This is a genomic window from Cryobacterium inferilacus, from assembly GCF_019599185.1.
Lineage (GTDB): Bacteria > Actinomycetota > Actinomycetes > Actinomycetales > Microbacteriaceae > Cryobacterium > Cryobacterium inferilacus.
Window position 1 is genome coordinate 84,973 of record NZ_JAIEUL010000002.1, and the last position, 12,441, is coordinate 97,413.

Below are 12,441 nucleotides of genomic sequence, written 5' to 3' on the forward strand. Positions count from 1 at the left end.
ACTCACTTGCGCCACGCCTGCGGGCCGAGCGAGGACGAGAGGGCGATCATGAGTTTCTCCGGATCCGGCACCCGGACACGGGTGCTCATCAATTCCTGGGCGGGTGTTTCCCGCAGTTTCGCAGACAACCGGGCAAACAACCGGTGGGCCGCCGTCACGGCGCGTCGGCTGCCGGACGGCAGCAGGGGAAGCACCCGTTCGGCGGCCGCGAGGTCTGCGTCCATGTCGTCGAGCAGCACGGTCTTCTGCGCGTCGGTGAGGCGGGTGAGATCGACGCCGGGGAAGTAGTTGCGACCGAGCGCATCCCGGTCGGCGGCCAGGTCACGCAGGAAGTTGACCTTCTGGAAGGCGGCGCCCAGACTGCGGGCGCCGTGCTCGAGCACCGCGACCTGTTCGGGTGAGCGCGGAGAGTCGTGCAGGAAGCTGCGCAGGCACATCAGCCCGACCACCTCGGCGGAGCCATAGATGTACTCCGCGACGCTGGCGGTCGTGAACGGCGCCGGGTCAAGGTCGCGGCGCATCGAGGCGAAGAACGGTCGGGTGAGTGCGGGATCGATGTTCACCCGCCTGGCGGTCGTGGCGAAGGCGTGCACGATGAGATTGGTGCTGAAACCGCGTGCCATGGCGCGCTCGGTTTCGGTTTCGAGGTCGTCGAGGAGTTCACGTTGACCGGCCAGGTCGATGCCGGCCTCGCTCGCGGCGCCGTCGACGATCTCGTCCGCGATGCGCACGAGGGCGTAGATGGTGCGCACGTCCTCCCGCACGCCGGGGTTGAGCAGCCGGGCGGCGAGTCCGAACGAGGTGGAGTAGTGGCCGATCACGGTCGTGGCGCTGGCCACGGCGGCTGCGTCGTAGGTGCCCAGGGTGGTCGGCAGCAACCCATCGGTCGGTGCGCTGGGTCGGGGGTGGGCGGTGTCGCGGCTCATTTGATGCGGCTGACGGCGCTGGACGCCAGCTGGGTCAACGTGGTGCGCAGCTCGGCGGGAACGGCGGGGATCTGCAGCGCCTCGACGGCGCGGCGGGCGTATTCGCGGGCGAGGCCGTCGGCGGTGTCCGACGCCCCGCAGTCGCGCAGGTGGGTGCGCACGGTGTCGGCCTCCGCCTCGGTGAGGTCGGCCTTGCCGACGAAGGGTGCGATCATCGGCCACCGGTCGGTGGACCCGGCGTGCGCGATGAGGGCGGTCTGCTTGCCCTCGCGGAGGTCGGCGAGGGTGCTCTTGCCGGTGGCCGCGGAGTCGCCGAAGACCCCGAGCAGGTCGTCGGTGAGCTGGAAGGCCACGCCGATCAGCCGGCCGAATCGGCCGAGCGCGTCGATGGCCTCCTCAGGGGCGCCGGCCAGTACGGCGCCGGCCTGCAGCGGAGCCTCGAAGGAGTAGATGGCGGTCTTGTGCTCGAGGGTGGTGACGACCTGCTCGATCGTGAGCGGTGTAGAGCTGACGGTGTTGGTCACATCGGCCAGTTCGCCGGCCGCGGACACGAAGACCGCCCGGTCGAGCAGGTCGAGCAGCCGGCCGCGCAAACCGGCAGGCACCGGCAGCAGGGCGAGCGCGCGGTGCGCCTCGCTGAGCGCCAGGTCGCCGGCGAGGATGGCGGCGGTCGCGGCCCACGCTTCGGCCTGCCCGGTGCCGGCGCCGTGCGCGATCGCCCGCTCGGTGAACCGGCCGGCGATGTTGGCCATGCCGCGGCGCGACAGGTCACGGTCGATGACGTCGTCGTGGATGAGGAAGGCCGTGTGCAGGAGCTCGAAGCTCACCGCGACGGGCGTGGACAGGGTGTGGTCTGTGCCACCGAAGCCGTCGTATGCGGCGAGCACGAGGGCCGGTCGCACCCGCTTGCCGCCGCGGCTGGCCTGGTCCAGTGCGTCCCAGAGCGCCACATAGTGCTCGCCGTAATCGCTCGCGCGCAGGCGTGCCGCCGCGAAGAATCGGTGCAGTTCGGTTTCGACGCCCAGCGTCGCGATTTCATGCACTGAAGGTCTCCAGCTCACGCATTTGCAGCACCATCCAGGGGCTGAACGCGAACGGGCTGGCCAGCACGGAGTGCCGGAGCGTCTCCGGGTCGGTCCAGGTGTATTCCATCACCTCGTCGGGATTGGGCACGGGGTTGCCGACGGCACGGGCCAGGTAGACCGGGCAGACCTCGTTCTCGACGATGCCGCTGCTGTCGGTCGCGCGGTAGCGGAACAGGGGGAGGGCAAGGTCCAGGCCGGCCAGTTCCAGGCCGAGTTCGAAGGACGCCCGTCGGCGCACCGCATCCGTCACCGTCTCTGCCGGAGCCGGGTGGCCGCAAAAGGAGTTCGTCCAGACCCCCGGCCAGGTCTTCTTGGTCAGTGCCCGCCGGGTGAGCAGGACCTCGCCACGGTCGTTGAAGACGTAGCAGGAGAAAGCCAGGTGCAGGGAGGTGTCGGAGTCGTGCACGCTGCTCTTCGGGGCGGTGCCGATTTCCGCGCCGTCCTCATCGAGCAGAACGACCATATCTTCGACCAGCACGGCGTCTTCGACCAGTACGGCGTCTTCGACCAGCTCAACGGCGGCTTCTGCTGTGTGCATCGGGACTCCCTCTCGTGCAGCCAAGATACCGGATAAAGTACCTAACTGAGTTAGCGATAATCTAGCATGGGGACTATGCCCGCCGACGACGCACCCGCCGCGAAACCGATACCTGTCGGTTCCGACAGCTACTGGTATCCGGATGCACACCGGCCCGCCGGGACCGGTGCGACCGCGGTGGACGTGCTGCGCGCCGTGCGCCGGTTCCGGGCCGCCGACGTGGCCATGCGCGTTCGGGCTCGACTCGACATGGACATGAACGAGTCCGATCTGGTGGCCCTGAGGCTCCTGATCGCGGCGGAGGAACGTTCAGAGTCGATCGGACCGAAGGACCTGAGCGTGTTCCTCGGAATCACCTCGGCCGCGACGGCGAAGCTGTTGACCCGGCTGGAGTCCGCTGGCCGCCTGCGCCGCGAGCCGCATCCGAGCGACCGGAGGGCGCAGGTGCTGCACGCCACCCGGCGGGCGCACGACGAGATCCGACGCGTGATGGGTGACGCCCACCGGCGGATGCTCGCGGCGGCCGAGAAACTCAGTTCCGCGGAGCAGGTGGCCGTCGTGCGCTTCCTCGACGAGCTCAGCGGTGCGATGGACGCGCCGGCCCCGTCAGCTTCCGACAGTGGAGCGACCCAGCCCCCTGCCTCGGCCGGGCCAGCAGGGGAGTGAGTGGGCGGGGTCGAACGGTATCCTGAGGGACGTGATCGTTCCCGCTTCCCAGCACGTGCAGACCCTCCTCGCCTCCTACCCGGACTTCCCGCTTACCGGGATCCTGTTCCGGGACCTCAACCCGGTCTTCGCCGACGCGCTCGCCTTCCGGGCGATCATCGATGACCTGCGCGAGCGTTACGCGGGGCAGTTCGACGCCGTCGCCGGCATCGAGGCACGCGGATTCCTGCTCGCGGCCGGAATCGGTTATGCCGCCGGATGCCCCGTTCTCGCCGTGCGCAAGGGCGGCAAACTGCCCGGAACCGTCCTGACCGAGGAATACGATCTGGAGTACGGCTCTGCGCGCCTCGAGCTCGAGGTCGGTCAGCTGCCCGCCGGCTCGCGGGTGCTCATCGTCGACGACGTGCTCGCCACCGGCGGCACCGTCGCGGCGACCGCCAGACTGATCGAGCGGGCCGGCTACCTGCCCGTCGGTGTCGGCGTGGTGCTCGAGCTCGCCGACCTGGCCGGCCGCACCCGGCTCGGCGACGTACCGGTCCACACGATCCTGTCCCTCTGACGGCTCCGCCCCGCGGCGCCCTGCCCGCCCTCGTCGGCGGGCCCTAGCCTGCGGCCCTAGTACGCCGAGGGGGTGCCCGACGGCTCGACCGGGGCTCCGGAGAGCACAGCACGGCTGCCGGAGACGCCGAGGCGGGTGGCGCCGGCCTCGATCATGGCCAGCGCATCCGCATGGCTGCGCACACCGCCGGACGCCTTGACCCCGAGTGCCCCTGCCACGGTGTGGGCCATCAGCCGTACGGCGTGCACGGTCGCGCCGCCGGTGGGGTGGAATCCGGTGGACGTCTTGACGAAGTCGGCACGGGCTGCGACGGCCGCGCGGCAGGCGGCGACGATCTCGTCGTCGGTGAGCGCGGCGGATTCGATGATCACCTTGAGGATGCGGGGGGCCGGGATCTCGGCGCGCACAGCCGCGATGTCGGCTTCGATGAGATCGAACCGGCCGGCCTTGGCGGCTCCGACGTCGATGACCATGTCGATCTCGTCCGCACCCTGGGAGACGGCGAGGGCGGCTTCGGCGGCCTTGATCGCGCTGGCGTGCTTCCCGCTCGGGAAGCCGCAGACAACGGCGACCTTGAGGGACGCATCCGCGGGGATCGTGAGCGGCAGCATCGACGGCGACACGCAGACCGAGTACACGCCCAGCTCGATGGCCTCCGAGATCAGCGCCGCAACGTCAGCCTGGGTGGCCTCGGGCTTGAGCAGGGTGTGGTCGATGTAGCGGGCGAGGTCCGCGGCGCCCTGGGCGTCGGTGGGAGAGGCGGAGGCGGGGGTGGGTGTCGTCATTCGGCAGATCCTTTGGGAGGGGCGGGCGTGTGTCCGCCGGGCTCGATCATACCCGGCGGGCATGGCTCGCTCCCGGGTGCCGGTCGGCCGCGAGTGCGGCATGCTTAAGCGATGAGCGGTAGCGGTGATGCGTGGGTCTACGGCCCGGACGGGGCCAGGTTCTGGGGCCGGTACGGGGCCGCCGGCCTGCTCGTGCACTCCGCCGAACGCGGTGTGCTCCTGCAGCACCGGGCGCTCTGGAGCCACCACGGTGACACCTGGGGTCTGCCCGGCGGGGCCAGGCACGAGAACGAGAGCGCCCTCGATGCGGCCCTGCGTGAGGCCGAAGAGGAGGCCGGTGTGCCCGCCCGCCTGGTGCGGGTGAGCTTCAGCAGCGTGATCGACCTCGGTTTCTGGTCGTACACCACGGTCGTGGCACTGGCCGTGGAGCAATTCGAGCCGGTGATCAGCGATACCGAGAGCATCGCGTTGCGCTGGGTCAAGGCTGCGGACGTCGAGCTTCTGCCGCTGCATCCGGGATTCGCCGCCAGCTGGCCCGCGCTGAGGGACCGGTTGCTCCAGACCGGCTGAGTCAGGCCTGCCGGTCGAGCCCGGCCCGCGCCCGGTTTGCGGCCGCCGACCGTTTGGGTGCGAACGGCACCAGCGGCCAGACCGTGCGCCGGTAGGCGGCGTAGCCGGCATGCCGCTCCAGCGAGATGCTCTCGGTGAACGCGATCGAGCCGACGAAGAGGAGCGTCAGCAACAGCGCACCCGCGCTGCCGACCTGCAGCACCGTGCCGGCCGCGATCGCCCCGAAGCCCGCCATCAGCCACCACTGCAGAATCTCGAAGAAGTAGTTCGGGTGCCGGGAGAATCGAAACAGGCCGGTCGTGACGAAGCCGGGGTCGGCGGCGCCCTGCGCACGCAGCACTCTGCGCCGCCGCTGGAAGTCCCACTGCTGTTGGTCGGCGATGCCCTCGCCGATCAGGCAGGCCAGGAAGGCCAGGGTGAGGGCGAGTTCGGCGGCCCCGATCCCTCGACCGGGATGCTGCAGCACCGTCCAGGCGGGCAGCGTGATGAGCAGCAGGAGCAGATTCTGGTAGATCGCGATGAAGAACAGGTTGAACAGGGCGGACTGGCGCCGACTCATCCGGCGTCGAAGCGCGGCCCACCGGTAGTCCTCCCCGCCCGGCCGGTACCCGCCCTTGCGGGCGAAGTTCAGGGTGAGCCGCACACCCCACAGCGTGCCGAGCACCGCCATCAGGCTCAGCCGCGGGTCGGCGAAGCCGCCGGAGGCCGCGAAAATCCACAGGTAGACCGGCGGCAACAGCGACCAGGACCTGTCCACCCAGGAGTACTCCCTGGTCAGCTGCGACAGCAGCCAGGACGTGCCGGTCGCCGCCGCGAACACGGCCAGGCAGACCAGCAGAGCGGATGCCGATGTCATCGGGGTGCCGCCTCGTCGGCGGTGCTGCCCGCTCCCGTGCTGCCCTCCACCACCACGTCACCGGGGTCCTTGTCGATCCGCAGCCCCCGCCAGGTCGGATGACGCAATCGGCCCGCCGGCGTCCACTCGCCGAACTCCGCCTCTCCCACGAGCAGGGGGCGCACCCAGACGGCGTCGGCGGCATCGATCGCTGGCACATCGTCGAACGGGTTGTCCGGTGTCGACAGCTCATCGAGACGACGGCGCAACCCGACAAGGTCCCGATCACTGAACCCGGTGCCGATCCGGCCGGCGTAGCGCAGCCGCCCTGCGCCCGTCTCGCCGGCCTGGTGCGGCACGGGCACCCCGACGAGCAGCGACCCCAGGGTGCTGCCGCGATGCCCGTTGCCGGGGCGCCAGCCGCCGATCACCACCTCCTGGGCCCGCACGTGCTTGACCTTCAGCCAGCGGTCGGTGCGCCGGCCACTCCGGTACGCGCTGTCGCTGTCCTTGATGATCACGCCCTCCAGGCCCAGGCGGGCGCTGGTGGCGAGTACGTCGGCGGGGTTCCCGCTGAAGACCGGTGGCACCTGCACGGTGCCGGTGGCGGTGACCAAGCCCTCCAGGGCCGCGCGCCGCTGGCGGTAGGGCAGGTCGACCAGGCCGGTACCGCCTCTCTCCAGCAGGTCGAAGGCGAAGTAGTGCACCGGCGCGCCGCGTGCCGCACGGCGCACGTCGTCGGCCGCGGTGAGCCCGAGCCGGGTCTGCAGCAGCGAGAAGTCGGGTCGGTTTCGTCGGTCCAGCGCCACGACCTCACCGTCCAGCACGGCTCCTCGCCCGTCGACGGATGCCCGCAGGTCGTCGATCAGTTCGGGAAACGAGGCGGTGACGTCGTTGCCGTTGCGGGTGAGCAGCCGTACCGTTCCGTCCGGTCCGCCCGACAGATAGGCCAGCAGGCGGATGCCGTCCCACTTCATCTCCACCGTCCAGTCGGTGTCCGGCGAGAGTTCAGCCAGTGTGCCGGCCCTGGCGAGCATGGGGGAGTAGTCGGTGGAGGAGGCCGGCACGGGCACCGTCGTCGCCGTCGCGACCTCGGCCGGCGCCCCTGACGCGCCCGCGGCGGGTGTGGAGCTGGTCCGGCCCCGTTTCGGTTTCATCAGGTGGATCAGCCAGTTGCGGGACTGGGCATCACCGGTGCGGATGAGGGCATACTCGCGTTCCACGCCGGCCAGGCCGCCGTCCGGCCGGCCGTGCAGCGTCACGATGACCTCGTTGTCGCGCCACTTCTCCAGCACGTAGCTGCCACTGTCCCAGATCGACATCGAGCCTGCACCGTATTCTCCGGCCGGAATGTCGCCCTCGAAGTCGAGATACTCCAACGGGTGATCCTCGGTGTGCACGGCCAGGTGGTTGTGGGTGACCTCCGTCGGCACCCCCTTGGGCAGCGCCCACGAGACCAGCACCCCGTCGTGCTCGAGGCGCAGGTCGAAGTGCAGGGCCCTGGCATGGTGCTCCTGGATGACGAAGGCCGCCCCGCCCACCCCGTCGGCCGTCAGCGGCGCTCCCTCCGGCACTGGCTCAGGTGTGCGCCGGGCATCGCGCTTGCTGCGGTAGCTGTGCAGGCGGTCCTCCGCGCCCAGGGCCGCGGTGCCGGTCGACCCGCCGCGATGCCGGTCGATCGCGTCCGCGACCGGGGCCAGCAGGTCACCGCTCCGGTCCAACCGCTTGAGCACCTGGCGGTAGTCGAGCTGCTCGAGCCCCGGCGTCTCCAGCTCGCGCCAGCTGCGCGGCGCGGCCACCAACGGGCGTAACCGGCCGCGCAGGCTGTACGGCGCGATCGTGGTCTTGTTGGAATTGTTCTGGCTCCAGTCCACGAAGACCTTGCCAGGTCGTAGCGAGCGGCTCATCGAACTGAGTACCTCGCGGGGATGATCCGCTTCGAGCGCGCGCGCCAGTTCGTGTGCAACCTCGCTCACCGCCGCGGAGCTGTTCCGGCCGTCCAACGCGGCATACAGGTGGATGCCCTTGCTTCCGCTGGTCACCGGGACGGTGTCCAGGCCCATGTCCAGCAGCAGTGCCCGCGCCCACAGCGCCACCTGCGCACATTCGGCCAGTCCCACGCCCTCACCGGGGTCGAGGTCCAGCACCAGCCGGTCCGGCGGTGTGGCCGCACCGTCGGCGTCGAACCGCCACTGCGGCACGTGGATTTCGAGCGTGCCGATCTGAGCCAGCCAGGTCAGGGTGGCCAGGTCGTTCACCAGGGGGTATGTGGTCACCCTGGCGGTGTGCGCCAGCTCGCGGCGGGCCACCCAGTCCGGTGTGCCGTCTCCGAGATTCTTCTGGAAGAAGACCTGGCCGGGCTCCTGGGCGGTGCCGACCCCGTGCACCCAACGTTTCCGGGTCGCCGGCCGGTCCCTGGTGTGCCGGATGAGCGCATCCGCCACCGTGGCGTAGTAGCTCAGGATGTCGGCCTTGGTGGTGCCGGTCTCTGGATACATCACCTTGTCCAGGTGGGTGAGGGTGAGCCGGTGACCGCCCACCGTGACGACCTCACGCTCGGTGTTCACGCTCCCGGCGGCTGCGGCCGCACCAGATTCCATGCCTCCAGCTTGCTCCCCACGCCGCCGCCGGTCCACCCTGCGGCACGGCGACGTTCAGCAAACCTCCAGCTGACTGCAGAAACCTGACCCCATCGGCGCGTGACGGGTGTGTACTGGGTGTGCACAGGGGCCAGGCGTGCTGGAGCGAGGAGGCGAACGTCATGAGATCGATCTGGAAGGGTGCCATCACCTTTGGGCTGGTCAATGTGCCGGTCAAGGTCTACAGCGCGACAGAGGACCACGACGTCGAGCTGCACCAGGTGCACGACGAGGACGGCGGCCGGATCCGCTATCAGCGCCGGTGTGAGGTCTGCGGCAAGATCGTGGACTACGCGCACATCGACAAGGCCTTCACGGATGGCGACAAGACCGTGGTGATCACGGATGCCGACCTCAAGTCCCTGCCGGAGGAACGCAGCCGCGAGATCGACGTCGTCGAATTCGTTCCGAGCGACCAGCTCGACCCGATCATGTTCGACCGCAGCTACTACCTCGAGCCCGACGGGTCCTCGCCGAAGGCCTATGTGTTGCTGCGGCGCACCCTGGAACAGACCGATCGCACCGCCATCGTGCACTTCGCGCTGCGGCAGAAGACCCGGCTGGCCGCGCTCAGAGTGCGCGACGACGTGCTGATGCTGCAGACCCTGCTCTGGGACGACGAGGTGCGCGTGGCGGAGTTCCCTGCCCTGGAGACCAGCGTCTCCATCTCCGACCGCGAACTGGACCTCTCCGCCGCTCTGGTGGATTCCTTTGCGGGCGACTTCACGCCAGGCGACTACACCGACCAGTACCAGGCGCAACTGCGGCGTCTGATCGAGGAGAAGCTGGAGAAGGGCGATGCGATCGACACCGACGCGACCTTCGGTGTCGCCGAGGACGAGGAGGGCGGGGGAGAGGTGCTCGACCTGATGGAGGCGCTGCGTCGCAGCGTGGACCGCAGCCGTTCCGGCGGGGCCGAGAAGAAGTCGGCGGCGAAGACACCCACCACGACCGCGACGAAACCGGCTGCGGCCAAGACCACTGCGGCCAAGACCACTGCGGCCAAGAAGAAGGACACGAAGGGCACCGCGACGAAGACCACCCAGACCAAGACCGCTGCCGCGGCGAAGAAGAAGGCCACGAAGAAGGCGTCGCCCTCCGGCGCCACCGACACCACCGACGGAGCCTCCGAGGTCCGTCGTGGCGCGTGAGTCCGCACAGCCAGAGCCCGCGATTTCGCCTCCTCGATAGACTCGCCTCGTGACCGGGCCCGCTCAGAACGAACTCAGCTCCAGGGTGCTGACCGTGCCCAATCTGCTCAGCTTCCTGCGCCTGGCCCTCGTTCCGGTCTTCCTCTGGTTGATCATCGACGGCGCCGACGCGTGGGCCCTGCTGGTCCTGGCGGTGTCCAGCCTCACCGATTTCCTCGACGGCTGGATCGCCCGACGGTTCAACCAGATCACCCGGCTCGGTCAGCTGTTGGATCCGGCCGCGGACCGGCTGTACATCTTCGCCGCCCTGATCGGATTGGCCTGGCGCGAGCTGGTGCCGTGGTGGATCGTACTCGTCGTGGTGGGGCGCGATGTCTTCCTGCTCGGGTTGGGCGTTGTGCTGGCCAACCACGGTTTCGGCCCGCTTCCCGTTCACCAGCTGGGCAAGGTGGCCACCTTCTGCCTCTTCTACGCCCTGCCCATGATCATGCTCGGCCAGGCATTCCCTGAGCTGGCCTGGTGGTCGCAACCCGTCGGCTGGGCCTTCGGATTGTGGGGCGCCTACCTCTACTGGTGGGCCGGCATCATCTACGCGGTTGAAACGGTTCGGGTGATTCGGCTCCCGCGGGTCTGAAGGCCCTCCTGATCCGATACGATTTATCGGTAGGAGGTGCACGGTGGTCGATTCCGACAACAAAGAACCAGAGAGTACGGTGGCGCCAGAGAACTCGCCAGGCAACGTCGATACCACGATGACGTTCAGCCAGGAGTTCGCGGCATCGCTGGCGGCTCTCGATTCGAACGTCACGGTCGAGGAGCAGGAAGCCATTGCGGCTCTGCCCTCCGGCTCGGCCCTGCTGGTGGTGCGCCGCGGACCCAATTCCGGTGCGCGTTTCCTGCTCGATGCCGATGTCACGACCGTTGGCCGTCACCCGAACGCGGACATCTTCCTCGATGACGTCACGGTCTCAAGGCGGCACGCAGAGTTCCACCGCACCGAGCGCAAGTTCCAGGTCAAGGACCTCGGCTCGCTCAACGGCACCTACTTCGATGGCGAACGCATCGACCTGGCCGCCCTCAGCGACGGATCCGAAGTGCAGGTCGGCAAATTCCGCCTCACGTTCTACGCCTCGCGGCTCGACCTCGTTCATCTGGCGAGCGACTAGTGCCGGCGTCCTCCGCCCAGGCACGGAACCAGGGCGCGACGTCACTTCTGAGTATTGGCCAGGTGCTGGCACGGTTAACGCCGGAGTTCGCCGACCTGACCCCGTCCAAGCTGCGCTTCCTCGAGGAGCAAGGCCTGGTGTCGCCGGCCCGCACGGAGTCCGGGTACCGCAAGTTCAACAACGGTGACCTGGATCGACTCCGCCTGGTCCTGTCGATGCAGCGTGACCACTACCTGCCCCTGAAGGTCATCAAGGCCTACCTCGATGACCTGGATGCCGGTCGCTCACCGGTTCTTCCCGGCGGCGGCGCCCCCGGCCCCACCATGCTCACCACGGCCCGCCGCTTCAGCAGGGACGACCTCCTGCGTGAGGCCGGCGCGTCAGGCACCCTGCTGCACGACGCCGTCTCCGCGTCGATCATCCTGCCCGCAGAGCACTACGGCGATGACGCCCTCGCGGTGCTCCGCGCCCTCGTCGACCTGCAGCGCAGCGGCATCGAGCCGCGGCACCTGCGGGGCTTCCGCGGCGCCGCCGAGCGCGAACTCGGCCTGATCGAAAGCGCCCTCGTTCCCCTCGCGCGTCGCAAGGACGCCTCCAGCCGAGCCAAGGCCGCCGAAATGGCCGTCGAAATCGCCGGCCAACTCGAGGTCATCCGCGGCAGCCTCATCCGCTCCGCCCTGGGTCGACTGAACAAATAAGTCGTACACTGAGAGTTCAACGCGGCGAAAAAACCAGCGTTCGCTCGACACGCCGACGTGTTCCGACGGATGTCATCGGTTGGGGCCGTCGGCCTCGCTAACGTTGAAGTGCGGCCTGAAGGTTCGCATCCACCCCCGAGAGGCTTTTCGTATGAGTGAACTCAATCCCCGAGACGACTCCTCGCGGTACGGTCAGGGACTGCTTTTCACCGACGGCATGCCGGAACTCGACGAGAACTCGGGCTACCGCGGCGCCGTGGCCGCTCGCGCGGCCGGTATCAGCTACCGCCAGCTCGACTACTGGGCCCGCACCGAGCTCGTCGAGCCGACCGTGCGCGGCGCCTCCGGTTCCGGAACCCAGCGCCTCTACGGATTCCGCGACATCCTCGTGCTCAAGCTCGTGAAGCGACTTCTCGACACCGGTATCTCCCTGCAGCAGATCCGCACCGCCGTCAACCAGCTGCGCGAGTCAGGGGTGAACGACCTCGCCCAGACCACTCTGATGAGCGACGGCGCCAGCGTCTACCTGTGCACCTCCAACGACGAGGTCATCGACCTCGTCAGCCGCGGCCAGGGTGTCTTCGGCATCGCCGTCGGCAAGGTCCTGCGCGAGGTGGAGACGACTCTGGTCGAGCTGGACACCCAGTCCACCGACCCCGCAGACGAACTGGCCGTGCGCCGAGTCTCCCGCAAGGTTTCGTAACCACCTCTGGCTCGCGAACCGCGAAGAGCCCCACACCGCCGTCGCGGTGTGGGGCTGTGTCGTTCAGGGGCCGTGCCGTTCAGGGGCGGGGCCGTTCAGGGGCTGAGCCGTTGATGGGCT

Annotated in this window: 14 protein-coding genes; 8 read left to right on the forward strand and 6 right to left on the reverse strand. The window is 69.0% G+C overall.

Annotation, left to right across the window (positions count from 1 at the left end):
* Nucleotides 1–2: 2 nt before the first annotated feature.
* From K2F54_RS02305 to idi, 3 genes are read right to left on the reverse strand one after another with little or no spacing between them, the layout of a single operon-like run.
* Nucleotides 3–926 carry a phytoene/squalene synthase family protein gene (locus K2F54_RS02305; RefSeq protein WP_220604228.1) on the reverse strand — a complete coding sequence of 308 codons (924 nt, stop codon included), beginning with the start codon at nt 924–926 and terminating at the stop codon, nt 3–5.
* The gene (locus K2F54_RS02310; RefSeq protein ID WP_220604229.1) at nt 923–1,969 is read right to left on the reverse strand and encodes a polyprenyl synthetase family protein; all 1,047 of its coding nucleotides are present in this window, start codon (nt 1,967–1,969) and stop codon (nt 923–925) included. Before K2F54_RS02310 ends, K2F54_RS02305 begins: the two co-directional genes overlap by 4 nt.
* The gene (gene idi / locus K2F54_RS02315) at nt 1,962–2,474 is read right to left on the reverse strand and encodes an isopentenyl-diphosphate Delta-isomerase (RefSeq protein WP_220604415.1); all 513 of its coding nucleotides are present in this window, start codon (nt 2,472–2,474) and stop codon (nt 1,962–1,964) included. Before idi ends, K2F54_RS02310 begins: the two co-directional genes overlap by 8 nt.
* A gap of 150 nt (nt 2,475–2,624) precedes the next feature.
* Here idi and K2F54_RS02320 point away from each other — a divergent pair, with 150 nt between their 5' ends.
* Together K2F54_RS02320 and K2F54_RS02325 are read left to right on the forward strand one after the other, a co-directional pair.
* Nucleotides 2,625–3,215, forward strand: a complete 591-nt coding sequence (locus K2F54_RS02320) for a MarR family winged helix-turn-helix transcriptional regulator (RefSeq protein WP_220604230.1) — start codon at nt 2,625–2,627, stop codon at nt 3,213–3,215.
* A gap of 34 nt (nt 3,216–3,249) precedes the next feature.
* Entirely contained in the window at nt 3,250–3,774 is a 525-nt protein-coding gene (locus K2F54_RS02325) for an adenine phosphoribosyltransferase (RefSeq protein ID WP_374107267.1), read from the forward strand.
* A gap of 56 nt (nt 3,775–3,830) precedes the next feature.
* Here K2F54_RS02325 and deoC read toward each other — a convergent pair whose 3' ends face one another.
* Nucleotides 3,831–4,559: a deoxyribose-phosphate aldolase gene (deoC, locus tag K2F54_RS02330; RefSeq protein WP_220604231.1), complete on the reverse strand. Its 729-nt coding sequence runs from the start codon at nt 4,557–4,559 to the stop codon at nt 3,831–3,833.
* A 111-nt stretch (nt 4,560–4,670) separates the two neighbouring features.
* Between deoC and K2F54_RS02335 the strand changes: the two genes are divergently transcribed.
* On the forward strand, nt 4,671–5,129 hold the full coding sequence (locus tag K2F54_RS02335; RefSeq protein ID WP_220604232.1) for an NUDIX domain-containing protein: 459 nt from the start codon (nt 4,671–4,673) through the stop codon (nt 5,127–5,129).
* Nucleotide 5,130: 1 nt separating this feature from the next.
* Here the strand turns inward: K2F54_RS02335 and K2F54_RS02340 are convergent, their stop codons facing one another.
* Together K2F54_RS02340 and K2F54_RS02345 are read right to left on the reverse strand one after the other, a co-directional pair.
* Nucleotides 5,131–5,985, reverse strand: coding sequence for a DUF1295 domain-containing protein (locus tag K2F54_RS02340; RefSeq protein ID WP_220604233.1), 855 nt, complete (start codon nt 5,983–5,985; stop codon nt 5,131–5,133).
* Complete coding sequence (locus K2F54_RS02345; protein WP_220604234.1) at nt 5,982–8,564, reverse strand: ATP-dependent DNA ligase; 2,583 nt, start codon at nt 8,562–8,564, stop codon at nt 5,982–5,984. Before K2F54_RS02345 ends, K2F54_RS02340 begins: the two co-directional genes overlap by 4 nt.
* 161 nt (nt 8,565–8,725) lie before the next feature.
* Here K2F54_RS02345 and ku point away from each other — a divergent pair, with 161 nt between their 5' ends.
* From ku to K2F54_RS02370, 5 genes are all read left to right on the forward strand, one after another.
* Nucleotides 8,726–9,754, forward strand: coding sequence for a non-homologous end joining protein Ku (gene ku, locus K2F54_RS02350; RefSeq protein WP_220604235.1), 1,029 nt, complete (start codon nt 8,726–8,728; stop codon nt 9,752–9,754).
* A gap of 49 nt (nt 9,755–9,803) precedes the next feature.
* Complete coding sequence (clsA, locus tag K2F54_RS02355; RefSeq protein ID WP_308287472.1) at nt 9,804–10,388, forward strand: cardiolipin synthase ClsA; 585 nt, start codon at nt 9,804–9,806, stop codon at nt 10,386–10,388.
* 118 nt (nt 10,389–10,506) lie between these two features.
* Nucleotides 10,507–10,920 (forward strand): FHA domain-containing protein, encoded by a 414-nt coding sequence (locus tag K2F54_RS02360; protein ID WP_220604418.1) that lies wholly within the window; start codon nt 10,507–10,509, stop codon nt 10,918–10,920.
* Nucleotides 10,920–11,618: a transcriptional regulator FtsR gene (gene ftsR / locus K2F54_RS02365; protein WP_220604236.1), complete on the forward strand. Its 699-nt coding sequence runs from the start codon at nt 10,920–10,922 to the stop codon at nt 11,616–11,618. Before K2F54_RS02360 ends, ftsR begins: the two co-directional genes overlap by 1 nt.
* A gap of 151 nt (nt 11,619–11,769) precedes the next feature.
* Complete coding sequence (locus tag K2F54_RS02370) at nt 11,770–12,321, forward strand: MerR family transcriptional regulator (protein ID WP_220604237.1); 552 nt, start codon at nt 11,770–11,772, stop codon at nt 12,319–12,321.
* Nucleotides 12,322–12,441 lie beyond the last annotated feature (120 nt).

Coding starts and splice junctions, on each gene's coding strand:
- K2F54_RS02305 (WP_220604228.1), bottom strand. CDS start 926: ATGAGCCGCGACACCGCCCACCCCCGACCCAGCGCACCGACCGATGGG.
- idi (WP_220604415.1), bottom strand. CDS start 2,474: ATGGTCGTTCTGCTCGATGAGGACGGCGCGGAAATCGGCACCGCCCCG.
- K2F54_RS02320 (WP_220604230.1), top strand. CDS start 2,625: ATGCCCGCCGACGACGCACCCGCCGCGAAACCGATACCTGTCGGTTCC.
- deoC (WP_220604231.1), bottom strand. CDS start 4,559: ATGACGACACCCACCCCCGCCTCCGCCTCTCCCACCGACGCCCAGGGC.
- K2F54_RS02335 (WP_220604232.1), top strand. CDS start 4,671: ATGAGCGGTAGCGGTGATGCGTGGGTCTACGGCCCGGACGGGGCCAGG.
- K2F54_RS02340 (WP_220604233.1), bottom strand. CDS start 5,985: ATGACATCGGCATCCGCTCTGCTGGTCTGCCTGGCCGTGTTCGCGGCG.
- K2F54_RS02345 (WP_220604234.1), bottom strand. CDS start 8,564: ATGGAATCTGGTGCGGCCGCAGCCGCCGGGAGCGTGAACACCGAGCGT.
- ku (WP_220604235.1), top strand. CDS start 8,726: ATGAGATCGATCTGGAAGGGTGCCATCACCTTTGGGCTGGTCAATGTG.
- K2F54_RS02360 (WP_220604418.1), top strand. CDS start 10,507: ATGACGTTCAGCCAGGAGTTCGCGGCATCGCTGGCGGCTCTCGATTCG.
- K2F54_RS02370 (WP_220604237.1), top strand. CDS start 11,770: ATGAGTGAACTCAATCCCCGAGACGACTCCTCGCGGTACGGTCAGGGA.